General features: G+C 53.5%; 24 protein-coding genes and 1 other RNA gene. 11 read left to right on the top strand and 14 right to left on the bottom strand.

Annotation, left to right across the window (positions count from 1 at the left end; translation table 11 throughout):
• Nucleotide 1: 1 nt before the first annotated feature.
• The 7 genes from DWX58_RS10885 to DWX58_RS10855 form a co-directional block, all read right to left on the bottom strand.
• Nucleotides 2-1,942 (bottom strand): DNA polymerase, encoded by a 1,941-nt coding sequence (locus DWX58_RS10885; protein WP_118643775.1) that lies wholly within the window; start codon nt 1,940-1,942, stop codon nt 2-4.
• A 66-nt stretch (nt 1,943-2,008) separates the two neighbouring features.
• On the bottom strand, nt 2,009-2,560 hold the full coding sequence (locus DWX58_RS10880) for a DUF2815 family protein (RefSeq protein WP_118643773.1): 552 nt from the start codon (nt 2,558-2,560) through the stop codon (nt 2,009-2,011).
• 4 nt (nt 2,561-2,564) lie between these two features.
• Nucleotides 2,565-3,707 carry a DUF2800 domain-containing protein gene (locus DWX58_RS10875; RefSeq protein ID WP_118643771.1) on the bottom strand — a complete coding sequence of 381 codons (1,143 nt, stop codon included), beginning with the start codon at nt 3,705-3,707 and terminating at the stop codon, nt 2,565-2,567.
• Entirely contained in the window at nt 3,707-4,018 is a 312-nt protein-coding gene (locus DWX58_RS10870) for an rRNA biogenesis protein rrp5 (RefSeq protein WP_118643770.1), read from the bottom strand. Before DWX58_RS10870 ends, DWX58_RS10875 begins: the two co-directional genes overlap by 1 nt.
• Entirely contained in the window at nt 4,011-4,211 is a 201-nt protein-coding gene (locus DWX58_RS10865; protein WP_118643768.1) for a hypothetical protein, read from the bottom strand. Before DWX58_RS10865 ends, DWX58_RS10870 begins: the two co-directional genes overlap by 8 nt.
• A gap of 75 nt (nt 4,212-4,286) precedes the next feature.
• Nucleotides 4,287-4,682: a sigma-70 family RNA polymerase sigma factor gene (locus tag DWX58_RS10860; protein WP_147382263.1), complete on the bottom strand. Its 396-nt coding sequence runs from the start codon at nt 4,680-4,682 to the stop codon at nt 4,287-4,289.
• 298 nt (nt 4,683-4,980) lie between these two features.
• Complete coding sequence (locus tag DWX58_RS10855; RefSeq protein ID WP_118643764.1) at nt 4,981-5,175, bottom strand: hypothetical protein; 195 nt, start codon at nt 5,173-5,175, stop codon at nt 4,981-4,983.
• Nucleotides 5,176-5,816: 641 nt separating this feature from the next.
• Here DWX58_RS10855 and DWX58_RS10850 point away from each other — a divergent pair.
• From DWX58_RS10850 to DWX58_RS10815, 8 genes are all read left to right on the top strand, one after another.
• Nucleotides 5,817-6,380 (top strand): NBR1-Ig-like domain-containing protein, encoded by a 564-nt coding sequence (locus tag DWX58_RS10850; RefSeq protein ID WP_118643762.1) that lies wholly within the window; start codon nt 5,817-5,819, stop codon nt 6,378-6,380.
• A gap of 1 nt (nt 6,381) precedes the next feature.
• The gene (locus DWX58_RS10845; RefSeq protein ID WP_118643760.1) at nt 6,382-6,588 is read left to right on the top strand and encodes a helix-turn-helix domain-containing protein; all 207 of its coding nucleotides are present in this window, start codon (nt 6,382-6,384) and stop codon (nt 6,586-6,588) included.
• 58 nt (nt 6,589-6,646) lie between these two features.
• The gene (locus tag DWX58_RS10840; RefSeq protein WP_118643758.1) at nt 6,647-8,662 is read left to right on the top strand and encodes a class I SAM-dependent DNA methyltransferase; all 2,016 of its coding nucleotides are present in this window, start codon (nt 6,647-6,649) and stop codon (nt 8,660-8,662) included.
• A complete protein-coding gene (locus DWX58_RS10835) occupies nt 8,652-10,046 on the top strand; it encodes a restriction endonuclease subunit S (RefSeq protein ID WP_118643756.1) in 1,395 nt (464 codons plus the stop codon). Before DWX58_RS10840 ends, DWX58_RS10835 begins: the two co-directional genes overlap by 11 nt.
• 2 nt (nt 10,047-10,048) lie before the next feature.
• Nucleotides 10,049-13,054: a type I restriction endonuclease subunit R gene (locus DWX58_RS10830; protein WP_118643754.1), complete on the top strand. Its 3,006-nt coding sequence runs from the start codon at nt 10,049-10,051 to the stop codon at nt 13,052-13,054.
• A gap of 73 nt (nt 13,055-13,127) precedes the next feature.
• Complete coding sequence (locus DWX58_RS10825; protein WP_118643752.1) at nt 13,128-14,063, top strand: DUF1837 domain-containing protein; 936 nt, start codon at nt 13,128-13,130, stop codon at nt 14,061-14,063.
• A complete protein-coding gene (locus tag DWX58_RS10820; protein ID WP_118643750.1) occupies nt 14,060-16,696 on the top strand; it encodes a DEAD/DEAH box helicase in 2,637 nt (878 codons plus the stop codon). Before DWX58_RS10825 ends, DWX58_RS10820 begins: the two co-directional genes overlap by 4 nt.
• Before the next feature lie 16 nt (nt 16,697-16,712).
• A complete protein-coding gene (locus DWX58_RS10815; RefSeq protein ID WP_118643748.1) occupies nt 16,713-17,372 on the top strand; it encodes a GIY-YIG nuclease family protein in 660 nt (219 codons plus the stop codon).
• A 218-nt stretch (nt 17,373-17,590) separates the two neighbouring features.
• Here DWX58_RS10815 and ssrA read toward each other — a convergent pair.
• The 3 genes from ssrA to smpB form a co-directional block, all read right to left on the bottom strand.
• Nucleotides 17,591-17,958: a transfer-messenger RNA gene (gene ssrA / locus DWX58_RS10810) on the bottom strand.
• A 195-nt stretch (nt 17,959-18,153) separates the two neighbouring features.
• Complete coding sequence (locus DWX58_RS10805; protein ID WP_118643746.1) at nt 18,154-18,675, bottom strand: peptidylprolyl isomerase; 522 nt, start codon at nt 18,673-18,675, stop codon at nt 18,154-18,156.
• Between the two features lie 27 nt (nt 18,676-18,702).
• Nucleotides 18,703-19,164, bottom strand: a complete 462-nt coding sequence (gene smpB, locus DWX58_RS10800; RefSeq protein WP_118643744.1) for an SsrA-binding protein SmpB — start codon at nt 19,162-19,164, stop codon at nt 18,703-18,705.
• 176 nt (nt 19,165-19,340) lie between these two features.
• Between smpB and DWX58_RS10795 the strand changes: the two genes are divergently transcribed.
• The gene (locus tag DWX58_RS10795; RefSeq protein ID WP_118643742.1) at nt 19,341-19,811 is read left to right on the top strand and encodes a MarR family transcriptional regulator; all 471 of its coding nucleotides are present in this window, start codon (nt 19,341-19,343) and stop codon (nt 19,809-19,811) included.
• 17 nt (nt 19,812-19,828) lie between these two features.
• On the top strand, nt 19,829-21,160 hold the full coding sequence (locus tag DWX58_RS10790; protein ID WP_118643740.1) for an MATE family efflux transporter: 1,332 nt from the start codon (nt 19,829-19,831) through the stop codon (nt 21,158-21,160).
• Nucleotides 21,161-21,205: 45 nt separating this feature from the next.
• On the opposite strand, the gene DWX58_RS10785 is transcribed toward DWX58_RS10790, so the two are convergent.
• The 4 genes from DWX58_RS10785 to DWX58_RS10770 are packed head-to-tail and all read right to left on the bottom strand — an operon-like array spanning nt 21,206 to nt 24,999.
• Nucleotides 21,206-21,997 carry an NYN domain-containing protein gene (locus DWX58_RS10785; RefSeq protein ID WP_118643738.1) on the bottom strand — a complete coding sequence of 264 codons (792 nt, stop codon included), beginning with the start codon at nt 21,995-21,997 and terminating at the stop codon, nt 21,206-21,208.
• Complete coding sequence (locus DWX58_RS10780) at nt 21,990-22,739, bottom strand: NTP transferase domain-containing protein (protein WP_118643736.1); 750 nt, start codon at nt 22,737-22,739, stop codon at nt 21,990-21,992. The genes DWX58_RS10785 and DWX58_RS10780 overlap by 8 nt, the downstream gene beginning before the upstream one ends.
• 30 nt (nt 22,740-22,769) lie before the next feature.
• Complete coding sequence (locus DWX58_RS10775) at nt 22,770-23,435, bottom strand: thiamine diphosphokinase (RefSeq protein WP_243093426.1); 666 nt, start codon at nt 23,433-23,435, stop codon at nt 22,770-22,772.
• A gap of 22 nt (nt 23,436-23,457) precedes the next feature.
• Nucleotides 23,458-24,999 carry a hypothetical protein gene (locus DWX58_RS10770; RefSeq protein WP_118643732.1) on the bottom strand — a complete coding sequence of 514 codons (1,542 nt, stop codon included), beginning with the start codon at nt 24,997-24,999 and terminating at the stop codon, nt 23,458-23,460.
• Nucleotides 25,000-25,183: 184 nt separating this feature from the next.
• Here DWX58_RS10770 and DWX58_RS10765 point away from each other — a divergent pair, with 184 nt between their 5' ends.
• Nucleotides 25,184-26,323 (top strand): cysteine desulfurase family protein, encoded by a 1,140-nt coding sequence (locus DWX58_RS10765; RefSeq protein ID WP_118643730.1) that lies wholly within the window; start codon nt 25,184-25,186, stop codon nt 26,321-26,323.
• The last annotated feature ends 28 nt before the right edge of the window (nt 26,324-26,351 follow it).

The raw sequence follows: 26,351 nt of genomic DNA, 5'->3' as shown, positions 1-26,351 counted from the left end.
CTCAGTCTTTCTGATAGAAATCGCAGACATAACCGTCCGCGCGGAGCAGCAGTCCTCCCGCCCAGGCTGGGGTCTGGCCCATGATGGCGCAGATGTCCTCCAGGGAGGAATCCGCCGGCGCTTCGATCACCGCTTCGTCATGGACGTGCATCACGATTTGGTACCTCGCCGCTTCCAACCGGCGCATGGCTTCCACCAGGATGTCGCGGGCGGTGGCTTGGACGATGTTCTCCACAAATTTGGGGCCGTAGCTCTCCAGCCGCAGCCACTTTTTCTGTTCTCCGACACCTTCGTAGGTGACGGACTCGCTACCATAGCGGTTGACGCCCATCTTGGGCTTCACATACACCAGCCTTCTGCCGGAAGGGAGCACGATGAACATCATGCCGCTTTGATAGAAGAAGCGGATGCCGTGTGTCTCGGCTGGTACTCTGTCCCGGACGCAGGTGGTAGCGGCGCGGTCCACGTCCCACCAGAACTTCACGATGCGGGGATTGGACTGCCGCCAGGCGTCTACCAGGGGTTTCAGCTCCTCCTCGGTCAGGCCGTAATTCAGCGCGCCCATGGCCTTCAGCGCCCCCACTGACCCGCCATAGCCCAAGGCCAGCTCCGCGATTTTGCCCTTCTGCCGGAGGTGACCGTTGACGCCGTGCTTGACCACGGGGACGTGGAACATCTGGCTGGCGGAAGCGCAGTAGATATCCCCGCCCTGGGCGAACACCTCCTGCCGCCATTGCTCCCCGGCAATCCAGGCGATGACCCGCACTTCGATGGCCGAAAAGTCCGCCACAAAGAAGCGGCATCCCGGTTTCGGAATAAAGGCGGTGCGGATCAGCTCGGAGAGCACCAGCGGGACGGAGTCGTAGAGCAGCTCCACGGCGTCAAAGCGCCCGTCCCGCACCAGCATCCGGGCCTGTTTCAGATCGGGCAGATGGTTCTGCGGGAGGTTCTGCACCTGAATGAGCCGCCCGGCAAATCTGCCGGTCCGATTGGCACCATAAAACTGGATCAGGCCGCGAGCGCGGTCATCCGGGCAGACCACTGACTCCATGGCGGTGTATTTCTTGACGCTGCTCTTGGCCAGCTCCTGCCGCAGGGACAGGGCCAGCTCCACCTCGCCCTCCGCATGGGACAGAAGTTCCAGTACGGATGCTTTGGAGAGGGACTCGGCTTCCACGCCCTTTTCCGCCAGCCACGCTTTGAGCTGGGCGGGGCTGTTGGGGTTCTCCAGCCCGGTGACCGAGCGGGCCTGTTCTAAATGGGTGCGTTTGAACCGCTCGTCACAACGGATGGCCTGGACCACCAGGGTGCGGTCCAGCAGGATACCCCGGTCGTTGATGCGCTGGTCGAGATGGTAGTTATCCCACTCTTCCGGGGAGACCGGGAATCGTGACAACTTCTGCTGAATGGACATCTCCGTCTCCACATCCCGGAGGTTATAGGCTTTGAACGCGGCCCACTTCTCCGGCGCGTCTGCGGGAAGGTGGCGGAATGTGGAACCGTCCCTGGCCTTCGCCGGCGTGCAGAAATAGCGCACCAGGTCTTTGCCCTCCTTGAGCTTCTGCTTCTCCAGTCCCAGCACGGCGCCGGCTCCCTCCAGGGAGAGGGGCAGGCCCAGGGTGGCTGACCACACCATGGTGCAGTACCAGGAGTCGGGGTCCAGGTATTGTCCGACAGGGTACCCCAGGTACCGGGAGAGACACACCCGCTCGAACTGTGCGTTGAAGGCCCACTTGAATACCGCTGGGTCGGTCAGCGCAGCCAGCACATCGGCGGGGATGCCTTCGCCGGCGGTGAGATCCACCACCCGGACGGGGCCGCTGTCCACGGAATAGCCGAACAGCAGCACTTCAAACTCCGGGGCCTGGCAGTAGCGGTACACGCCGCACTTGGCCAGCGGCTCCGGGGAAAAGGTTTCAATATCGATGGATAGCGTTTTCATAGGACCTCCTTTCCTGTGGCATAAGGGCGGCAGAGGTCGCCCTCCGCCACCCTCGCCGGATGCTCGTTAGGAAAGGAAATCGTCATCGAAATCGGTGGAGAAGTCATCAGCGGCAGAGGAACGACCGCCCAGAGGTTCACCGTCCCGCACCTTCTGGATGTTGCCCAGGCCGCAGGCGATGCCGCGGTTCCCGTTGGAGTTGAAGGCGTAGAAGTTGATGGACACACGGGCGTAGCAGCCGGAATAGACTTCGGCGCGGTCCAGGATGGGCTGCACAGCGCGGTCCACGATCTGAGGTGCGGTGGTGCTGTTGGCGTTGACAAAGTAGGCGCCCTTGTAGGCTTCATCGCCCCGCTCCAGATCACCGTCCCGCAGGGGGAGCTTCAGCGCGGCCTTGTTGGGGATCTTGCCGCCGAACTTGGCGGCTCCGTCCTTGATGGCGGCGTCCACGGCGGCGTTGATGGCATCGATGGTCTTGGTGTCGCTCTTAGGGATGATGAGGGAAACGCTGTACTTGGGGTTGCTTCCGTTGATGGAAGCCGGCTCCCAGACATTGGCGTAGGACAGGCGGACAACACCGGTGACCACCTTGGTCGGGTTCTTGTGATTGACAGACATATCGTTATACCTCCGTAATTTCAGTAAATTCTTGGGCGGCATCCATCGTGGTGATGGCCGGACGCCGGTCGGATACCGGGACCAGGGTCGGCCTGCCCTTGGGCTTCTCGACCAGACCACCGAGCACCTCGGCAAAAGTCTTTTTGCCCATGAGCTTCTCCATCTCGGTAATGGGGATGAGAGATTTTTTGAAGATGTCGTGGTATCCGACGGCGTTAGCGGCGCGGATCACGGCTTCCTTGTCTGTGTACTTGCGGTTGGTTCGGCTCTCCACCAGCTTGAAACCGTGCCACACCTTGCCGTGGTGAATGGCGGCGTCCTGAGCATAGGCTTCGATCTCGCCGGCCCACTTGGTCAGGCCGGGCAGTCGGGAGAGTATGTCCTCGATTTCCGCATCGGTGAGTAGCGGCGGCATGGCGAACTCGTACTTGGCGAGCTGGAGCTTGGCTTCCGCTCTGGCGCGGCACTTCACCGCCGCCTTGCAGAAGGTACACCAGGGGCCGGGAACATAGTCTCCTTCACCCTGGTAGGCCATTTCCGCCTTGGGCTTGAGGGTGTGTTCCGCCCAATCCATGAGCTGCTCCACGGTGATCGTCCAGGTGGACACATTCTCCCGGCGGGGCTGGTAAATGCTCATGGCAACCTGGGTAATGTCATAGAGATGGTCGAACTGCCGGAGCGCGCCCAGGGCGTACAGCATCATCTGGGGATTTTCCTCCGCGTCCACCAGAACCCCCTGCCCGTACTTGAAATCGATGATGTGCAGGAGCTTGTCCGCCACAATCAGGCAGTCACCGGTGCCAAAACCGTCTGGCACATAACAGGAGAAGTCCAGCCGCTGTTCGATGAGGACGAGAGGGTCGGCGCAGAGCGCCTTTGCTTCCTCCAGCTGCTCCAGCACGAATTCCACATACCCATCGGTATAGGCGTCCATTTCATCGCAGTCATACGGGCTGACGGGTTTCCGGGAACGCAGCTTCAGCGCCTTTTTGAGCTTGTGCTCGGCGAGAGCATGGGCGGCGGTGCCTTCAGCTGCGGCTTCTGTCTCACGGTCGGCGAACTCCAGCTCCAACCGCGCCGAGGGGTTGCAGTGGAGCCAGCGATGGGCGCCGCTGGCAGAGAGAACGGCGTGTTTGGAAGGCGGCATCAGAGCACCTCCGCATCCTTCAGCAGAGCCGGGTAGTGTTTGGGATCTACTGCTGACAGCTTCGGCGCGCCGTACTTCTGCAGCAGCTCTCGGACCGCATCGGTTTTCCCATCATGGCTCTTTTCAGCCAGCACCGCCCGAACCTGCTCCAGCGTGACCGCCGGTTCTGTGGGAGGGGACGGAGCGGTCTTCTGTACCGGCTCGGCTTCCGGCGCGTCTCCCTGGGTCATGGCATCCGCCAATGCCTGGAGACTGTCGGCAAGGGAGCGCATATCCTCCACCACATCCAGGAGGAGCTTGATCTTACTCAACCGTTGCACCTCCCTCCGGCAGTTCGGTGATGTCCAGGGATTCCACGGTATTGCCGGGGATGAGGATCATCACGCGCTCTTTGCGGCCCAGGAGGCGGGTGAGCATCTTCTCCCGCAGTGTCACGCTGCGGCATCTGACTACCCCACCGGTCTGCGGCTCCTTGGACACGCTGATTTTAAGTCTGTGTCTCATGGCGTTCAGTCCTTTCTGGAAGGAGGATTTCTTGCCCTTCCGAGATACGGCCAGGAGAACGGGCGGATATGAGGGTCAGCCTAGAAGTTTTTTTAGTTTTTTCTTCACCGTCTGCAAACGGTGAGAGATGGCGGACTGCGTTACGCCCATCCAGGCGGCGTAGTCGTTGACGCTGACTCCTTCAAAGTAGATGGCGCGGATCATAGCCTGCTGGCCGAGGTCGAGTTTCTGGATGGCGGCGCGGAGTCGTTCTTCATCGGTGGGGCCGGCAAAGAGGGCTTCCAAACCAGGGTCTTCCACGGCATAGTCCATGCCTTCATAGACCTTGCCTTCCAGCGAGTAATGCCGGCGGGTCTCCTTGTGATCGTTGTTGTACTCTTGGCGATCCAGGTCGACAATCACGGCACAGATTTCCTCAGAAACCTCAACCTCCGCGACCTCTCCAGTGACAAATTTGTAGGTAATCTTCATTTTGTGTCCTTTCCGCTCGAAGACGAGCCGGGCGGAGAGACACAAAAAAGAGTCGGTGCGCTGATGCACACCGACTCCTATTGCCTAGAATGAGCGCAACTGGTAGCGGTGGGTGCATCAGAGTTTCAGCATGGGTTATAACCATGGTGAACTCTCTATGCATCCCGCCGCCCTAATGCGCATCTCAGGCTGTGAGATTATTTTTAATGTTCTTGTGCAGCACTTTGATTTCACAAAGTGTGCAAAGAAGAATTTTCATGTTTTGACCAGAAATTAAAGGATCATCACCTCCCGGAAACTAATTGAGATCCGCTTCAATGGCGTACAGTTCGCTGAAAATATCAGGCAGGTCACTAGAGCGGAGATCCCCAGTGCCGTGTGCGCCGTAGCGTCTGAAAACAGCTTCAACTACTGCTGCGCCTAACTGAGACTCGATTACAGCAGCGGTATTTTCAATGTTCACAATCCAGTTATCACGTTCACGCTTTGTCACTGCTTGTCCCTCCTTGTCAGGTTCAGCTTCCTAATCCGGATAGTAGGCTGTTAATGGTACCGACCTCCCAACTCCGGAATGTTCATGGCCAGTGAACACGCTGAGAGGCAGTAACTGTGAAACGACGAATTATCAAAAGTGAGTTTTAGTCGATTTATACCATTTATAGCCTAAATTCGTTGATTTTTAGGCTTGAACATGATAGAATTAAATATCAAGGTCCATGGTTCGACGCTCTGTCTTTCTCATCTCCGTCATCTACTAATAGGATACCGATATGAAAAAGGACTTCCTATAGGCGCAAGGACCGTGAAAAAAGGACTTTCAGGACTTTTAATAGGACTTTTCTGAAAGGGGTGATTTGCATAGATTTCGCTCATTTTTGCAAAGGAATATATAGCTCCACCGATGGAGTAGCAAATCAAGATTCCTTCGTCGCAGAGGTATTTAGGGCCGCAGGAAGCAGTTACACTTTTGCAAAGAAAAGCGCATACAGCGCATCTAATTATGGTGTTAAGCTGTTCAACGGTGGCAAACCCTTATCAAAGAAGCATAGGGACTCTTTCCCAAATCCGATAAATACGACCGGTCTTGCGAAGTATTTGTCGGAGCATATAAAAAAAGCGTCCGCCAGAACCGTGATGAACTACTTCACGATCCCAACGGACACAGATATAAATACTTCGGCTTTGGCAAAAGCCCTCGCAGACCAGTTCCAGATAATCATACACGAGCCGGACTCCAATGCCGATATCATTGCAACGAACTATCAGCGGTATTTGTCAGAGCCGGAAATGGACGAGCCGTCATTTCATAAACCGCTCTATGATGGGGATGCCTTCTGGGTTGAAACGCCACCTTCCGATCGACGACATGTGGTTGATTTTTATGAGCACTTCACCCACACTTGGGAACTGCTTAACGCCGGGAAGGTCACATGGACGGGCCGAAAACTTATTTGTATAAACGAGGATTCCATTACTCCCTACGCCATGCAGCAATCAATTGATATCCCTGATACAGCTCCAAATAGAAGGGTTATTTTGTCGATAGAATTTGATGCTCGTGGCGATGAGAACTCTTTCGAGAGCAAATGGGTTATGGTAGATAAAGACAATAAGGAGTGCTACCCGAACTATTCGAGCCCATTTAATGTAATGATTATAGTCGAGAACAAGACATTTAGGAGATCTGGAGGTAACTAAATTGGGTAACGAGAACATTGAAAAATGGTCAACATTGAAAGAAGTCCAAGCATACCTTGGCGTCGGCAGAGAAACCATTTTGCAGTGGATCGCTAAGAGAAATATGCCAGCCTATAAAGTGGGTAAGCTGTGGAAATTCAAGCTATCCGAGGTGGACGACTGGATTCGATCTGGCGGCGCAGCTGATGATAACTGCAAAGAAAATTGAGATACAAATTCAGATATAGGCTAGCTTAGGCGCTCTATACCGAGAAAGGAAATCAAGCATGGATAATCAAGTGCATAATCAAATAGTAAGCTTTATATGGGGAATTGCAGATGACTGTCTACGTGATGTATATGTGCGTGGCAAATATCGTGATGTCATTCTCCCGATGACGGTCATCCGCCGTTTGGATGCTATGCTGGAAGAAACAAAATCCCCAGTATTAGCTATGAAAAAGCAGCTCGACGCTGCAAAGATCGATAACCAGTGGCCTGCGCTGTGCAATGCAGCGGGACAGGCTTTCTGCAATGCATCTCCCTTCCTGCTGAAGGATTTGACCAGTCGCGCCAAAGCGCAGACACTCAAAGCTGACTTCATTGCGTACCTTGATGGTTTTTCTCCTAATGTGCAGGTCATTCTAGATAAGTTCAAATTTCGAAATCAGATTGATACGATGGTGGATGCAGATATTCTCGGTGCAGTCATTGAAAAGTTTACATCCTCTGACATTAACTTGAGTCCGAATCCTATTTACAAGGACGATGCGAAGACGATCCTTAAACACCCTGGTCTTGATAACCACGGCATGGGTACCATTTTTGAGGAGCTGATTCGGAAGTTTAATGAAGAAAATAACGAGGAAGCCGGAGAGCACTGGACTCCTCGTGATGTTGTCGAGCTCATGGCTGACCTTGTGTTCGTACCGATTGCCGATAAAATCAAAGACGCTTCCTATTCCTGTTATGACGGAGCCTGCGGTACCGGTGGAATGCTCACCGTCGCTCAGGATAGACTTTTGACGCTTGCCAAGAGACGCGGCAAGGAAGTCGCTATCCATCTGTTTGGGCAGGAAATCAATCCGGAAACCTACGCGATCTGCAAAGCGGATATGCTGCTGAAGGGCGATGGTGAAGAGGCCGAGCATATCATGTACGGCTCCACACTTTCCGACGACCAGCACGCATCCCGCCAGTTTGACTTTATGCTTTCAAATCCGCCCTACGGCAAGAGTTGGAAGACCGATGCTGAGAAGATGGGCGGCAAGAAGGAAATTCTCGACACACGCTTCAACACCTATCTGGAAGGTGGCGAAATCATGCCGATGATCCCGCGTACCAGTGATGGCCAGCTCCTGTTCCTACTGAACAATGTATCAAAGATGAAAAAAGACACCGAACTTGGCAGCCGTATAGCTGAAGTACATAACGGCTCCTCCATTTTCACCGGAGACGCCGGAAGTGGAGAAAGTAATGCTCGCAGATATCTGATTGAGAATGATCTTGTAGAAGCAATTATTGCCTTACCAGAAAACATGTTTTATAACACGGGCATAGGGACATTTATCTGGATTCTTTCAAACAAAAAGGAAGAACGACGCAAAGGAAAAATCCAGCTGATTGATGCTACGGCTATGAAGTCTCCGCTGCGCAAAAATATGGGCAAAAAAAATTGCGAGTTCACACCGGAACTCCGTAAAGAAATTGTGCGCATCTTTATGGAAATGGAAGAAAGTGAAGTTAGCATGATATTCAATAATGAGGAATTTGCCTACTGGTCTATTACAGTGGAGCGTCCCCTTCGGTTGCGTGTATACCTCGACAGAGAAATTCCTGCAGATATTTTCAAAAAAGCAGATGAATTAGCTGCTATTAGAAAAGCTCTTGCTTCTGTTTCAGTAGGAACGCCTACTGATGACTGGACTGCCTTTGCTAAGGAAACGAAGCTGAAAGCGACCCAGCTTAAGAAAATCCGACCATTTATTACAGAGAAAGACCCGACTGCAAAACCAATACATGGTGAGGCAGATACAGAATTACGAGATACGGAGATTGTTCCCTTTTTATATGAGGGCGGAATAGATGCCTTCATGGAACATGAGGTTTTGACATATGCTCCAGATGCGTGGATAGACACTAAGAAAACAACTGTCGGTTATGAGATTAGCTTTTCCAAATATTTCTACAAACCCACACCTGTACGCGATATGAAATCCATTTTGGCAGGGCTGGAAGCGTTGGAGAAATCGTCTGATGGGATTTTATCAGAAATTATGGGAGGGCTATTGAATGAGTACTAATCTCTTTAATCCCTCCGACAAGCGTAGCTATCCTTCCCGATGGCCGCTTTATAGAGGCAAACAATTATTTCGGGTGATTGATGAGCGATCAGAGGAAGGCACAGAAGAACTGCTATCTGTTTCTCATATCACAGGAATAACGCCGCGAAGCCAAAAGAATGTTACCATGTTTCAGGCAGAGTCTCTGGTCGGATATAAGCTGTGCCAGATAGGAGATATTGCTGCAAATACGATGTGGACTTGGCAAGGAGCAATCGGTGTTTCAAATTATGCCGGAGTGGTCAGTCCAGCTTATAATGTGTATCGCCAGAACGGAGAGGTTTATAATCCCCGTTTCCTTGATATGCTTCTGCGGGAACGAAGGCTGATTGATGTATATCATTCTCTTTCAACGGGAATCAGACCATCGAGGTTAAGACTCTACCCTGATGTATTTCTGACTATTCGGTTTCCTGTACCACCGAGAGAAGAACAGGATCATATCGTTCGATACTTAGATTGGAAAGTGTCTGAAATAAACAGACTGATTACTACCCACCGAAAAGAAATCGCTCTGCTTAACGAACTGAAAAGTAACATCATTGACAAAGCAACCACAAGAGGCATTGCCTCTTCTGATGTCGTTCACAATAATGATATCCGTTGGGATATTGATTACCCGAAGCATTGGAAAATACAGCGTATTAGGAAATCATTTAGCTTCAGAAAAGGTCTGCCCATAACAAAAGCAAACCTTGAAAAAAGTGGAATTGCCGTCATCAGCTATGGGCAGGTACATTCAAAAAAGAACTCCGGCGTTGGGTTAAACTCGGATTTGATAAGATTTGTAAACAAATCTTATCTGTTGTCAAATCCTTCTTCGCTTGTCGAAAAGGGAGATTTTATATTTGCTGACACTTCTGAAGATGTTGCTGGTTGTGGAAACTGTGTCTATGTTGATTGGGATGACACTATATTTGCGGGATACCACTCTATCATCGCTCATCCTAACGGGACAAGTAATAACAAGTACCTTGCATACTTGTTTAAATCTCCAACTTGGCGATATCAAATCCGTAAGAAAGTTAACGGAGTTAAGGTTTACAGTATCACTCAAAGAATGCTGAAAGATGCCTTTATTTTAGTACCACCCCTTAATGAGCAGGAGTCTATAGTTGCCTATCTTGATAGCATATGTATGAAAATTGACATTTTGATCGAGAAAACAAACCGAAAAATCAAAGATTTGCAAGAACTGCGGACTCGTCTCATAGGGGATGCCGTTACAGGTAAAATCGATGTGCGTGGCATCGAGATACCCAATTACGAATATGTCGCAGATGAGGCTGACACTGAATCGGACGAGGATGTCGATGTGGAAGAAATTGACGAACGGGAGGATTGACAATGGCTTTTACCAACACAAAGGAAAACGGCCTTGAATCCTTAATTGTGAAATGGCTGGTTGAACAGAACGGGTATGAGGAAGGAACAAACGCCGACTATAATAAAGAATACGCAGTCGACGAAACACGTCTGTTCCGGTTCCTACAGGACACGCAGCCGAAGGAAATGGATAAGCTGGGCGTGTTTACCTCGGACACTAAGAAGCGCCAGTTTCTGAACCGGTTGTCTGGAGAAATCGCCAAGCGTGGCATCATTGATGTGCTTCGCAATGGTGTGAAGGTCTACCCGGCAGACCTCATCATGTTCTATCTGACGCCGACCGAGAATAACCAGCAAGCCAGAATCATGTATGAGAAGAATATCTTCAGCGTGACGAGGCAGCTACGCTATTCGCAGGATGCCGGGAAGTTGGCTCTGGATGTTTGTCTATTTATCAACGGACTTCCGGTCATCACGATGGAGCTGAAGAACCAGCTCACAAAGCAGAACACAGAAAATGCTGTGCGCCAGTATAAGGAAGACCGGGACTTCCATGATCTCCTGTTCTCTTTCAAGCGTTGCATGGTTCATTTTGCTGTGGACGACGCTACAATTCAGTTCTGCACGAAACTGGCCGGAAAAGACAGCTGGTTCCTGCCTTTCAATAAGGGCTATAACGACGGCGCAGGCAATCCGCCGAATCCGGACGGCCTTATGACGGACTATCTCTGGAAGGACGTCCTTACCAAGAGAAAGCTGTCCCGGATTATAGAAAACTACGCACAGGTTGTCGAAGAGGTAGATGAGGATACCAAAAAGAAATCCGTCAAGCAGATCTGGCCGCGTTATCATCAACTCGACTGCGTAGAAAAATTGCTGGCTGATGTGCAGGAAAATGGTGTCGGCAAGCGTTATTTGATCCAGCACAGCGCCGGAAGCGGAAAGTCAAATTCGATAGCATGGCTTGCACATCAGCTGATCGGTCTTGAGAAAGATGGTCATCCGATGATTGACTCTGTTCTTGTGGTTACCGACCGCCGTATTCTAGATAAGCAGATCCGTAATACGATCAAGCAATTCATGCAGGTTAAGAACACCGTGGTATGGGCAGAGCATTCTGGCGATCTGCGCAAGGCTATACAGGATGGCAAGCGCATCATTATATCTACGATTGAAAAGTTCCCGTACATCATTTCTGAGATTGGGCAGGAACATAAGAATAACAAGTTCGCTATCATTATCGACGAGGCGCACTCCGGCCAGAGCGGACGTAACTCCGCAAATATGAATCTGGCACTTTCCGGCCTTGCTACAGACGACGAAGCGGATAATGAAGACAAAATCAATGCCATGATGGAGGGACGTAAGCTCGTCTCTTCTGCCAGCTACTTTGCCTTCACAGCCACACCGAAGAATAAGACCGAGGAGATGTTCGGTGTTCCCTATGAGGAGGACGGAGAAATCAAGCATCGCCCGTTCCATGTCTACACGATGAAACAGGCCATTCAGGAAGGTTTTATTCTGGATGTTCTGCGGAATTATACGACCATTGACAGCTGGTACAAAATCATGAAAACGGTTGAGGATGATCCGATGTTCGACAAGAAGCGCGCACAGAAGAAGCTGCGCGCCTTTGTCGAGGGCAATCCGGATGTCATCGCAAAGAAAGCCGCCATGATGGTGGAGCATTTCCATGAGCAGGTAATTGCCAAGAAAAAGATCGGTGGTAAAGCTCGCGCTATGGTGGTCACGGCTAGCATTCCGAGATGTATTGAATACTACTATGCTATCAATAAGTGTCTCGCAGACAGACATAGCCCATATAAGACCATCGTCGCTTTTTCTGGTGAGCACAAGTATAATGGGCAGGAACCGGCGCTGACATCAGCTGCTATGAATGGATTCCCAGATGCAAAAATTCCAAAGGAGTTCAAGAAAGATCCATATCGGATTTTGATTGTTGCGGATATGTTCCAGACCGGCTTCGATGAGCCTCTTCTGCAAACTATGTACGTAGACAAGCCGCTCTATGATATCGCAGCGGTGCAGACTCTTTCCCGCCTGAATAGAGCTTATCCGGGCAAGGATGAGGTATATGTGCTGGATTTCGCCAACAAAACATCTGTGATTGAGAAGGCGTTTTCGAAGTTCTACAGAACGACCATTCTTTCTGGAGAAACGGACCCGAATAAGCTCTATGATCTGATCACGCTGATGGAAAGCTATCAGGTTTACGATAACAGCGATATTGAAAAGCTGGTTGATCTATTCCTGAGCGGTGCGGAGCGTGATCGGCTCGATCCGATTCTGGATGCCTGTGCAGCTGTTTACAAGCAACTGGAGCTGGATGACCAGATTAAGTTTAAGAGCGCCGCTAAGTCCTTTGTACGTACATATGGATTCCTCGGATCAATCCTACCTTACGGAAATGTTGACTGGGAGAAGCTATCAATCTTCTTAAACTTGCTGATTCCAAAACTGCCCTCGCCGCGTGATGATGACTTTTCAGAAGGTATCCTTCAGACTATTGATCTGAACAGCTATCGTAATGAGGCACAGGAGGCTATCGCCATTAAACTGGAGGATGCAGATGCAGAAATTGCGCCAGTACCTGCAGGAAAAGTCGGTCATATTGTTGAGCCGGAGATGGATTTGCTTTCTAAGATCATCATGGATTTCAACGACATGTTTGGAAACATCAACTGGAATGATACGGATAATGTGCAGCGTCAGATTCTGGCTATTCCGGAGATGGTCTCCAAGGACAAGAAGTATCAGAACGCCATGAAGAATTCTGATGAACAAGAAGCACGTACAGAAAGTGAACGCGCCCTGCAGCAGGTCATTTTCTCTATCATGGCTGACAATATGGAGCTGTTTAAGCAGTTCCAAGATAATCCATCCTTTAAGAAATGGCTTTCCGATTTGGTGTTTAACCTTACATATAACCCGGAAGGCAAAGAGTATGTGATGCCGGAGCCGAGTGATAAGTCAGGCACTTACGATGTCCAGACGCAGGAAACCTAATGGTTGTGGAAGGTCCTGCTTTATACGGCGAGAAAAAGGATGGTAAATAGACTGTAACAAGGTGGAGAATGCAATGATTGATTCTTTTGATAAAACTATAAGTGGGGGAAAGTTTGATGAGGTTTTTACCGAAGTGCTTCATGCAGAGACACTCGGTCTTAAAAACCCGGAACAACTGCGCCTTTTTCACCTCAACGTCAATAACAATGCATTCTCCTCTGATAAGCTGGAAGTTTTTCTCCGGAAGAATATCGGCCAGTATGTGTTTTCTCGTGCTCAAATTGAGGACTATCATGTTAAGGAGGATGTGTATAGCGTTGGCATGGATGCCATCGATATCATGAAACGTAACGGAGCTCCGGGACAGAAAGGTACCGGCAACGATCTCGGTGAAATCCTACTGTATGTATTTTTAGAGCAAGTTCTTGGAGCTCCCAAAATCATGAGCAAGGTTGAACTTCAAACTGGAGCTAAACAATATGACAGTAAATGTGATGGAATCCATCTTCTCTCGCTGGAGCAGATCTTTGGCATTCCCTATTACCACATGGTGTTCGGCACCTCCAGTATTGTGGGCGACATGAAAAAAGCGGTTGACTCAGCTTTCAATGCCATTGTGGAAATCGATAAGCAAAGTACGCAGGAGCGTATCCTCGCAGAAAACACGGTTTTTAGCAAATCCTTTGATAAAGATACTATTCAGAAAATCAAAGATCTGCTTATACCGAGTAAGGGCCAGGTTGTTCCGTATGATACAGCTTATGGTGTTTTCCTTGCATATAATCTGGGCCTCAATCCAGCCAATTACAGTGTGGTAGACTTTCGGCGTGCGCTGACTCAGAAAATGAACACAGATATTCATAATCATGCGGCATACATTGCTGGTAAAATTAATTTTTTGGGTCTCGGCAATCACTCGTTTTATTTCTACATTCTGCCGCTCAACGATGCGGATACGGAAAAAACACAAATTATGGATCGTGTGATGAATGGGGGTGGCAGACCATGAACAGTCAAACACTGCAGAACCTTGGCGATGCCATTTTCTCGGATATTGACAATAATCCCTTCCTGAATGAACTTTATGATAACATTCTCTATAACTATGCCATCACCAAATTCAATCTCTCTGACAAGCGGCAGATGAGGGAAATTGATGTAATGTCCGCCTTGCGATTTGCCGATTTGCTGTCTAAGTCGACACATGCAGTAAATCGCGACAAGCACAAAATGTGGGCACAGGAGATAATTATCCTGCTACACGCTCTCTACCCGGACAATCCCGATGTTAAATTCTATGCTGGATCAGTGTTTGCGAACACTGGAAATTATCAGGCAAGAAAGATTATCGAGAGTGACTTTAACGGAACGACCGTATTAGAACGTTTTTTCGCTGAATACCAGAATGATTATTTGACAATCCCTGCTGCACCAGAGCTTCGGTTCTTTGGCGCACAGAAAAATGCCTACGATCATCTTTCGAATAATTACTTCAGCTATTCGGGCCCAACATCTATGGGTAAGTCATTCCTCATGCGAATGTACATCAAAGATCAGATACAGCATGGGGTGCAAATGAATTTTGCTCTGATTGTTCCAACAAAGGCACTGATCAATGAAATCTACAAGCAAATCATTGATGAAGATCTTAAAAGCCTCCTGTCAGAGCACAATTATAAGGTTGTCACCGCCGCCGGGGATATTGCATTGGAAGGTCTCCACAACTTCATTCTTGTGCTGACTCCGGAACGTTTGCTGTATCTACTTATCAGCAAGCCAGATTTGCAGATAGACTATCTATTCATCGACGAAGCTCACAAGCTATCCGGGAAAAATAGCCGTGGGCCATTCTACTATAAAACTGTAGATATGCTTCTTAAAAGGAAAAAGAGGCCGCATTTTATTTTTGCATCACCCAACATTCCAAATCCAGAAGTGTATTTGAAGTTGCTGACAGACGTTGAAAATGACACTAACGATAGCCATCTTCGTTCCACTTTTTCACCAGTGGCGCAAATAAAGTTTAGCATTGACTTAAACAACTTCACCGTCAGCGTATATAACGACCATACCGGCGAGTTGGATTATCTTGCAGAAATTAAAGATAGAAACGCTTCTCTGGTTTCATTCCTTCTGATGTTTGAAAGAATAAACCGTGATCTTCCTATTGAGCGAAAGCAGCAGACCATCGTTTACTGCAACGGTCGAAGTAAGGCGATTGAGCACGCACTTGCCTTCGCTGATCAGCTTTCTGACATTCAGGACAATGATCTAAATGCGCTGGCGAGAGACATAACGAATGAAGTACACGGTGATTACTATTTAGCCCAGATTATAAAAAAGGGCATTGCTTATCACATTGGATACCTGCCGGCCGCCATTAGAATGCGTATTGAGGACATGTTCCGTCGTGGTAAAATTACAACTATGTTCTGTACCAGCACTTTGCTTGAGGGGGTAAATCTCCCGGCGGATAATCTGTTCATTACTGATAACAAAATTTTCCGAAAAGTGATGACTCCGGTTGATTTCCGAAATCTGATAGGACGTGTAGGCCGCATCCGTTTCAACCTTTACGGAAATGTTTTCTTTGTTTCACAGGGCGAAAAGTTGAAGCAAGAAGACTATGTGGATCTCCTGAAAAAAGAGGTCCCAAAGCAGACGCTTTCTATCGAGGCGGGCCCGAAAAACCTTACGAACGCTGAAAAGAAATACGTCATCGAGGCGCTGCTGCAAGGCAACATTGAGCTTGTAAAACGTAATGATGCACAGTCAGAGGAAGCCTATGTAATGATGCGTAAATTCGCTCTTATCCTTTTGCGGGATATTATGCAGGATAACGATAGCCTTGTAAGGCGCGAGTTTTCTAATCTGCTGACACCCAAGGACGAAGCGAAAATACGAGAAGCCTTTATTGATCCGTTCACAGAACCAGATGATGATATCAACACCTCGGTAGACCAGACAAAAAATCTACGCGCTGCCATCGCAATGGGACTGAAATATCCTGACCGTGTTGATGGTAGGTTCGACTATGATGATGTTTTGGCTTTCCTTGAGAAGCTGAGTAGGATCTTCAAGTGGGGAAAGTATGAGGCATCTACGCTTGGAAAGCCCACTCTCCTGCGCTGGTATGCGGTTGTCCTGATTCAATGGATGGAAGGAACCGGTCTCAGTAATATCATGAAAAAGGCTCTGGAATACCGGCGGCAGCATCGTGATAACTTCTGGGTAAACCGAGGGCAAAAAGAATACTACAACGACGGCCTCCGGCACCGCAATATCGTGTTTGCCGACACCCTGGAAGTTATAGATAACATCGTTCTGTTCAGTATTTCGAACTACTTTCTCCGCTTTTCAAATGAGTATAAGACTGTACATCAGCTGAATGAGTTTGATAACAACTGGTATGAATTTGTAGAATATGGAACGACGAATCCGATAACTATCCTTCTACAGAGAAATGGTTTCTCCCGTGAAGTATCTACTTATATTCGCAATAACAAAGATACGTTTATCATTGAAGGTTTAGATGGAAAATGGCATTTGAGCACTGCTTTGCTTAAGTGCTCAAACACTAATGCTCGAACAGAGGCATTAAGTGTACGCTATAATATGCCGGAGTTATTTGTTGCTGGGTAATTGGGAGGCAACCAACATGGATAATAAAAACGGAGTAATCTATATCCTGACAAATCCGTCATTCCCGGATTATGTAAAAATCGGTTATGCAGATGACATTGATAAGCGACTGAAGCAGCTGAATCGAAGTGAGTGCATTCCGTATGCCTTTCGGGTCTATGCTACATACGAGGTTTCCTCCAGGCTATCAGATCTGAAAATCCACTCGATTATAGATAAGCTGAATCCTAATTTACGCGCCGTTGAGAGTTTTAACGGCAAACAGAGGGTACGCGAATTCTACGCCATGTCGCCAGAGGACGCCTATTCAATCCTGGAAGCCATCGCTGAGATTCACGGGTGTGTGGATAAATTAAAACGAATGGTGCCCTCCGAGGAGGAGCAGGTTGCTGAACGTGAGGCGCAGGAGATCGATTCCGAAAGCACAGAACGCGCCACAAACTTTTCTTTTAGCGCCTGTCAAATCCCCCTGGGAGCAAAAATTGAATTCGGAGAGAATCCCAACATCACCGCCACTGTTGTTGGGGATAGGAGCGTGGAATACAACGGAGAAACCATGTCTTTAACCGCTCTGGCAAAGCTCCTGACCGGCAAGCAGTATTCCATAGCCGGACCCAGGTTCTTCAAATACAAGGGAGAGTGGCTCAACGACATCCGCCATAGGATTGGGGTCTAAAAGTAAACGATAGCCCACAAATTAAACGATACCCATAAAATAAACGATAGCCTGCTGCTACCCAGCGTCTTTGCGGACCGGGTTGGCAACATGGTATCGCTTTGTCTGGCGGCGGCAAGGACTGATAATGACCTGAAACCCTTTGAAATTAGGGCTTTCAGGCAAAAAGAAAGAACCGCAACTCTGATACGCCTTGTATCAAAATTGCGGTTCTTATTTGGTGGAGGCGGGGGGAGTTGAACCCCCGTCCGAAAACGCATCCATGGGAACTTCTCCGGGCGCAGACGGTTATTGCGGGAGTCTTGCTCTCCCTGTTCCCCGCGCCCCAGGCAAGCCGTCACGCCCAGGGGTTGGGTAAGCTTCATGGTTCATGGTACGCGCAAAGCTTAGCGTACGCACGTGCACCACTAATCGACGCCCGATCCCGGCTCGTGGTCCTTCCGGGTCGGACGGCCGCCTTTAATTAGGCAGCGTAAGCGTATTCGTTGTTGTTCTTTAATTTATAAAGAATGCCCGTTTTAAGGTGGCCAGGCGCCACCGCCCGCTATTCCCACTTCAACGTCCCCGTCGAAACCGGTACGCCCCCGCGTCGTCGGAGCAAGCTTCGTATCGTTCGCTTCCGGCCAAGGCCGAAAGCTCATTCACTCCGCTGCTCCTCCTCTCCAAACCGGACCCGCTGGCGCTGGGCTCCGGTTTGGCTGGCGGCTGCGCCGCCGTTACGGGAGAATAAGGTGGGAACTTCTCCTCCCCCGCAGAGGGAGGAGAAGATTCCAATTAAAATTTAGGCCTTCTCAGGCTCGGGATACTCCACGCCGAAGGTGTCCACGGTGACCTTCTTCATGCGCTGATCCTGGCGGGGCCGGTCGTTCCAGTCGGTCTTGGTGGACACGATGGCGTCGGCCACCTCCATACCCTCGATGACCTTGCCGAAAGCGGCGTACTGGCCGTCCAGGTGGGGAGCCTTCTCCACCATGATGAAGAACTGGCTGCCGGCGGAGTTGGGGTGCATGGCACGGGCCATGGACAGCACGCCCCGGTCGTGGGCCAGGTTGTTGGCAAAGCCGTTCTGGGTGAACTCACCCTTGATGGAGTAGCCGGGGCCGCCCATGCCGGTGCCGTCGGGGCAGCCGCCCTGAATCATGAAGCCGGGGATGACCCGGTGGAAGATGAGGCCGTCATAGAAGCCCTTCTGAATGAGGCTGATGAAGTTATTTACGCTGTTGGGAGCCACATCGGGGTAGAGCTCGGCCTTGATGATGCCGCCGTCCTCCATCTCGATGGTGACAATGGGGTTCTGAGCCATGTCAATCGTCCTTTCTGATGTGAGATTTTATCGGTTCCGGGTTTTCATCGTCCGGTCAATTTCGCGCTTGGCGTCCCGCCGGGCGGCGGATTCCCGCTTGTCGTAGAGCTTTTTGCCCCGGGCCAACCCCAGCTCCAGTTTGACCCGCGGCCCCTTGAAGTAGATGGACAGGGGGATGAGAGCCAGACCGTCCTGCTTCAGGCGCCCGAACAGGCGCATGATCTCCCGCTTGTGCATCAGCAGCCGGCGGGGACGGCGGGGGTCCTTGTTGAAAATGTTGCCCTTCTCATAGGGGCTGATGTGCATGCCGTGAACGGCAAGCTGTCCGTCCTTGATGATACAGAAGGAATCCTTCAGATTCACATTGCCCATCCGGATGGATTTGACCTCGGTGCCCGCAAGCTCGATGCCGGCCTCGTATTTTTCTTCGATAAAGTAGTCGTGATAGGCCTTGCTGTTTTTGGCCACCACCTTGACCGATTCTGCCATAAGGCACCTCCCTTCTTCCGAATAGGTCGGATGAATGGTAAATAAATATACCATGTTTCAGGGGAAAAAGCAAGGGGGAATTGCGCAGATTGCCGGGGACTTGACAAAGGTCCGAAACCGGACTATACTATTGGAGCGACATAAAGTCCGAAATCGGACTATTTGGAGGCGAAACCATGGCGGACATGAGCTTTGAGGAGTTTATCCGGATTTATAACGGTCAGTACAAGGAGAGCAATGAGGTTTATCACCGGTTGGCCCGGCACTGCGGTTTGTCGGACAGTGCCTTTTGGATTTTATATACCTTGCGGGAGGCGGAAGAGCCGGTGAGCCAGAAGCAGCTGTGCAACGAGCTGTATCTCAGCAAGCAGACGGTGAATTCCGCCCTGAAGAACCTGGAGGAGGGGGGCTATCTCCGGCTGGAGAGCGCTCCCAATAACCGGAAGAGCAAGGAAATCCGTCTGACGCCTTCGGGCGAGGAGCTGATGCGGCGGACGGTTGACCCGGTGTTTGCCATGGAGGAGCGGGCTTTTCAGCGTCTGACCGTGGAAGAGCGGGAGGCCATTCTGCGCCTGGGGCGGCGGAATCTGGACCTGCTGCGGGAGGAGGCGGAGCGCCTTCTCAGCGGTGAGGAAACAAGTATGTGATGTTCTGAGAGGTTTTTATGCGAATCAAGTTATCGGACCACTTCACTTGGAGACGGCTGCTGCGGTTTACCCTGCCGTCCATTGTCATGATGGTGGTGGCCTCCATTTACAGTGTGGTGGACGGCCTGTTTGTCTCCAACCTGGTGGGAGACATGGCCCTGTCCGCCGTGAACATTATGTTCCCAGTGACCATGATCATCGGCGCCTTCGGGTTTATGCTGGGCACCGGGGGCAGCGCCATTGTGGCCCGGACCATGGGAGAGGGGAACCGGGAGCTGGCCCAGCGGTACTTCTCCCTGATTGTGTACAGCGTCATCGCCCTGGGCGGTGTGCTGTCCGTGGCCTGTGCCCTGCTGGCGGGCCCCATTGCCAGGCTGGCGGGAGCCAGCGACCTGCTGATGGCGGACTGCGTGGCCTACGGGCGGGTGATGCTGGCGGGCAGCGTTATTTTTATGCTCCAGACCACCTTCCAGAGCTTTTTCGTGGTGGCGGAGCGGCCAGGAATGGGCCTGGGCTTTTCGGTGGCTGCGGGGCTGACCAACATGGGGCTGGACTATGTGTTTATTGCGGTGCTGGACATGGGCATCGCCGGAGCGGCCTGGGCCACGGTGGCGGGCTACTGCGTGGGCGGGCTCATTCCGCTTCTCTACTTCCTCACGGGAGAGCGCTCCGGATTGCGGCTCACTGCCACCCGGTTTTACGGGCGGCAGCTGCTTCAGGCCTGCGGGAACGGCTCCTCGGAGCTCATGAGCAATATCTCCGCCTCGGTGGTGGGCATTCTCTATAACATTCAGCTCATGCGCCTCATTGGTGAGACCGGTGTGGCCGCCTACTCTGTGATGATGTACGTGGACTTCGTCTTTGTGGCTGCCTTTCTGGGCTTCTCCATCGGCAGCGCCCCCATTGTCAGCTACCACTACGGGGCGGACAACCGCACGGAGCTCCAGAATGTGTTCCGTACCAGCGCCCGGGTGATTGCCGTCACCTCGGTCCTTATGGTGCTGGCCTCCGAGACTCTGAGCCGCCCCCTGGCCTCCGCCTTTGTGGGCTACAACCCGGAGCTTCTGGAGATGACGGTCCACGGCTTCCGCCTGTTTGCCCTGAGTTATTTCTTCTGCGGGATCAACATTTACGCCTCCGCCTTCTTTACCGCCCTCTGCAACGGCGTGGTGTCCGCTCTCATCTCCTTTGCCCGCTCTCTGGTGTTCCGGGGCGGCATGGTGGTGCTGCTGCCCCTTGTCTGGGATCTGGACGGCATCTGGTGGGCGGTGGTCTTTGCCGAAGGGCTGGGGGTCCTGGTGTCCCTGGGCTTTTTGGTCACCCGCCGGAAGCAGTACCACTACTGGTAAGAAAAATACCGGCGGCCTCCCTGGTGGGAGGTCGCCGGTATTTGGTTACTTGTCCTCGGGGCAGGTGTCCCGGACGTAAAACTCGATGTTTTCATCCCCCAGGGGGACCAGTTCAAAGCGGTCCAGGGCCCGGATGAGCTTGGACAGCTTGGAGAAGCCGTAGTTCCGGGGGTCGAAGTCGGGCTGCTTTTTCAGCAGCAGGTTGCCCAGCTTGCCCATGTGGGCCAGCCCGTCCTCCTCGCACAGGTCCTCCACCGATTCCGCAATGAGCTCCACAATTTCCGCCGGAGCGGGAGCGCTGCTCTGCGCCTTCCGGTTTTCTTTCCGGGCGGGCCGGACGGCGGGAGCCTCCTGCTTTTTGGCCGCCTCGGCGGCCTGCTTGGCGGCGGCCCGGATGACTTCGATATACACAAACTTGTCGCAGGCCACAATGAAGGGCTTGGGAGTCTTTTTCTCCCCCATCCCGTACACCTTCATCCCCGCCTCCCGCAGGCGAACCGCCAGGCGGGTGAAGTCGGAGTCGCTGCTCACCAGCACAAAGCCGTCGCAGTTGCCCGAGTAGAGGATATCCATGGCGTCGATGATCATGGCCGAGTCGGTGGAATTTTTTCCCGTGGTGTAGCCGTACTGTTGGATGGGGGTGATGGCGCACTCCAGCAGGATGGACTTCCAGGAGGCCATGTTGGGGGAGGTCCAGTCCCCGTAGATCCGCTTGATGGTGGGGGTGCCGTAGACGGCCACCTCCGCCATCACGTCCTTCATGGCGGTGCGGGAGGCGTTGTCCGCGTCAATGAGTACGGCCAGGCGGAGGTCCTTGTCGTTGACCGCCTCAGCCATGGCTGGCCTCCCGGCGCAGCAGGTCCTCTACCTGCTGCAGCTGCTCCACGGTGTTGACGCCCAGCATCTCGTCGGGGGAGCAGGTGTCGCACAGGCCTACCCGCAGGCCCCGGGCCTTCAGCAGAGCAGGCACGTCGGTGAGGTACAGCTCGCCCTGGGCGTTGTCCTGGTTGAGCTCATTGAGCACGGACAGCAGGGCGGGGACGTGGAAGATATAGGTGCCGGTGTTGACCTCGGTGACTGCGGCCTGCTCGGGGGTGCAGTCCCGGGCCTCCACAATGCGCTGGAAGGAGCCGTCGGCCTCCCGCAGCACCCGGCCGTAGCTGCCGCCCTCGGGGAGGCGGGCAGAGAGCATGGTGCAGGAATTGCCCTCCTCCAGGTGGGTCTTGGCCAGGGCCTGGAAGGTGGCCCGGCTCATGAGGGGAGTGTCCCCGCAGCAGACGATGAGGTGGCCCTCATAGCCCTCCAGCAGGGGGGCGGCGTACTGCACGGCGCCGCCGGTGCCGTTTAATTGCTCCTGGACGGCGTGGGGGTACTGGGGGAAGGCGGAGAGCACCGCCTCCTTCTTCCAGCCCACCACCAGGATGATATCCTCGGGGGGCAGGAAGGACAGACTCTCCACTACATAGTGCAGCAGGGGCTTGCCGTCGGCCAGGCGCATCACCTTGGGCAGGTCGATGCCCTCCGTCTGCAGGCGGGTGCCCTTGCCCGCGGCCAGCACCAGGGCTTTCATGTTATTCATATCTCCAATCTCCTTTGTGACACAGATCAGTTATACCCACAGACGGGGCAGCAGGGAATAGAAGTCGCCCTTTTCCTCCCACAGCAGCAGGAGAGAGCCGTCCTCCACCGACACGGTGGCCTCCTGGCCCAGAAATTGGTTGCTCACCCCGATGGGGACGCTGCCCAGCAGGGTGTAATCCTCCAGGGGGAACTTCAGCCCCTTGAGGGAGACGCCTTTGGCGGTGCCGCTGTTGCAGAAGACGGACAGGTAGCCGCTCATGGCAGCGGGGAAGGTGAGAGTGCCGTTTCGCAGGGCGGTGGCCACCGTCTTTTCCCCCGCCAGGAAGCCCTGAGCCCCCTGAGTGGTCAGCCAGTCCAGAATCTGGAGGTTGCCCAGGGTGTGCTCCAGCCGTCCGCCCACGCCGCCCAGCAGAATGAAGCGGCGGTAGCCCAAATCCAGCCCCTTGCGCAGGGCGAAGGCTACGTCGGTGTCGTCCTTCTCCACCGGCAGCTGGATGAGGTTGGGGTGGGAGGGGGTGTAGCCCAGGGAGTCAAAGTCCCCCACCACCAGGTCGGGGGTGACGCCATAGGCCATCAGGGAGTCATAGCCCCGGTCCGCGGCGATGACATAGTCGCCGGGGGCGGGGTAGGGACGCAGGGCGGGGGTCAGGGACATGGCCCCCACCACATAACAGATGCCGGACGAATTTGCCACAGCGCATACTTCCTTTCCAAACTTAAAAACGAAGGGCCTGCTCCCACACGTCCTCTGGAATGTCCGGCCAGAGGTGGTCGGAGCCCATGGGGAGAAAGACCAGTTCCACATCCTCCGGCAGATCATAAAACTGCCGGAAGCTCGCAACACGTTCCGGGGCGCCGGGGTTTCGCCCCCAGAAGTAATAATAAGACAGAGGCTCGGTGGGAAACACCGCCTGAGTGATTTCCCCGCGGCGGGCCAGGCGCATCTGCTCCTGGCGCACCGCCTCGTTCTGCCCGATGAGGGCGTAGGCCCACACATGGAATCCCACCGCTGCCCCCAAAGCCAGCACAGTCAGCAGACGGGACCAGCGGGGCCAGGGGAAGTCCTCCAGCAGGGACAGACCGCACAGCAGCAGGCACAGGACAGAGGGAAAGGCGCACCGGGGGCCGCCCTCCAGCAAAATCCCAAAGGGGAGCTGCATTCCCGCGGCGGCCAGAATCAGAAGCTGCCGGGGAGCGCGGGAGCCCGGCCGCTCCCCAGCAATGACCACCACGGCCAGCAGCAGGTGGAACACCGGAGCGGCGGAGCGCAGAAGAGGCCAGGGATGGACCCACAGCGGGTCCCAGATCAGGTGGTACATCATCCAGGTGCAGAACAGGCTGTAAGCGCCTGTCCACAGCCCTGCGGCAACCGCTGCGGCCTTCCATGCGGCGCCCCTCCGGTTGGCCAGCCGCCACACACATCCGGCTCCCAGCAGTGCCGTGACAGCGGGGAACCCCTCCAGCACCCCGGGGAGAACCTGGGAGGAGGTGAAGTAACGGGAGAGAACGGTCTGGACAATGACCAAAGGGGAATCGTCCGGGGAGAAGGACAAACGGCGGATGCCGTTGAGCGCCTCGCCGCTGGACACCAGATCGGTGTACAGGGCGTTGTGAAACATGAGCCAGGCCCCCAGACAGCAGGCGGCCAAGGAGACCAGGGCCGGCAATCGGGCGCGCCGGGTAACCAGGGCGTAGCCCGCCACCACAAAGGAGGCTGCCAACAGAACGGCAGTGATGTTCTCCGCAAAGAGCTGTGCGGCCAGGCAGACGGGGAAGAGAGCCAGGGACAGCAGCAGAGATCGACCGGGGCGCGGGGAGAACGCCCGCTTCCACAGCAGCAGCACCAGCAGCAGGAACAATCCGCCCAGCACAAAATTAGAGAAGGCGGACACCCAGCCGAAGACCTGCCGCCAGGAAATCATGGGGGTGGCAAACAGGGCGGCTCCGGCCAGCAGCACCAGAAAAAAGCGGTGGTCCCGCTGTTCTCCCGCGGCCAGCCGGCCGCTGAGAACGGGGAGCAGAAACAAAGTGCTGCCCATTACCAGAGCCTTGAACAGGGAGGAGCGGGTCATGGTCAGAACAAAAAGCGTGCCCATGTAGCGGCTGTTCATGGCACCGGAGCGCCACAGCTCCCAGCTCTTTTCCAGTCCCCAGTCCCAGTCGTCATGGGTGTAGGGGACGTTCCAGGCGATAAAGAGGCAGCAGAGGAAAAAAAGCAGAAGAGCAGCCCCGGGGAGCCAACGCTTCAGAGAGGACATCTCCCTCGCTCCTTCCACACAAACGCACAAAATAACACCTTTTTATTATATACACCGGTGGTTTTTTTGGCAAGGCCTGCGGAGGAAAGTTGGACTGGGAAATGTCCTTGACTTTGGACCATTGGGAGCATAGAATACCGATGGTATGAGTAAAAAACCCCGCTTTTGGGGAAGGAGAGAAACTATGGCGCACTATTTGGACAACGCAGCCACTACCCCCGTGCGGCAGGAGGCGGCTCAGGCAGCCCTGGAGGCCATGACGGAGGGCTGGGGCAACCCCTCGGCCCGGTACGACTTGGGCACCCGGGCGGCAGAGCGGCTGAAGGAGTGGCGGGCGGAGGTGGCTCTGGGCTTTGGCTGCCTGCCCGAGGAGGTCTTCTTCACCTCCTGCGGCACGGAGAGCGACAACTGGGCCATCCAGGCGGCGGTGGAGCTGAACAAACGGAAGGGCAAGCACATTGTCACCACCGCCATTGAGCACTCCGCTGTGCTGGAGCCCTGCCGGGCGCTGGAGCGGCAGGGGTACGAGGTGACCTACCTCCAGCCCGGCCGGGACGGAACCATTTCTCCGGAGGCGGTGGCTGCCGCCCTGCGGGAGGACACAGTGCTGGTGTCCATGATGCTGGTGAACAACGAGCTGGGCACCATTCTGCCCGTGGCAGAGGCGGCCCGGGCCATCCGGGCGGCGGGCTGTCCGGCCCTGCTCCACTGTGACGCAGTCCAGGGCTTTTTGAAGGTACCCTTTACCCCCAAGGAGCTGGGCGTGGACTTCCTCAGCATCAGCGGCCACAAGATTCATGCCCCCAAGGGCATTGGAGCCATGTACGTGCGCAAGGGGCTGAACATCCAGCCCATGATTCGGGGCGGAGGGCAGGAGAGCGGCCTGCGCTCGGGCACCGAACCCACCAGTCAGATTGCCGCCCTGGCCGCCGCGGTAAAGGCGGGCCGGGAGACGCTGGAGGCAGATCTCCGGCACATGGCCGATCTGAAAGCCTACGCCGTGGAGCGGCTCACCGTCAGCGTGCCTGGACTGCGGGTGCTGACGGAGGGGAGCGCGCCCCACATTCTGCCCATCACCCTGCCTGGCTACAAGAGCGAGGTGGTGGTGCGCTTTTTGAGTGACCTGGGCATCTATGTCTCCTCCGGCTCGGCCTGCCACAAGGGCAAGCCCAGCCATGTCTTTGCCGCCCTGAACCTGCCCAAGAAGGAGCGGGACGGGGTGCTGCGGGTGAGCTTCTCCTATGACACCACCCGGGAGGATGTGGACGCCCTGGCCCAGGGCCTGGAGCAGGCGGGCCGGCAGCTGTTTACCGCCCTGTCCTAACGGGGCGTTTGTTGGAAGGAGTGGAGGG

Origin of the sequence: Pseudoflavonifractor sp. AF19-9AC (genome assembly GCF_003478995.1) — a bacterium.
Taxonomy (GTDB): Bacteria; Bacillota; Clostridia; order Oscillospirales; family Oscillospiraceae; genus Lawsonibacter.
Note: the sequence above shows the minus strand (reverse complement) of the source record. Positions and strands in the feature narration are given on the sequence as shown.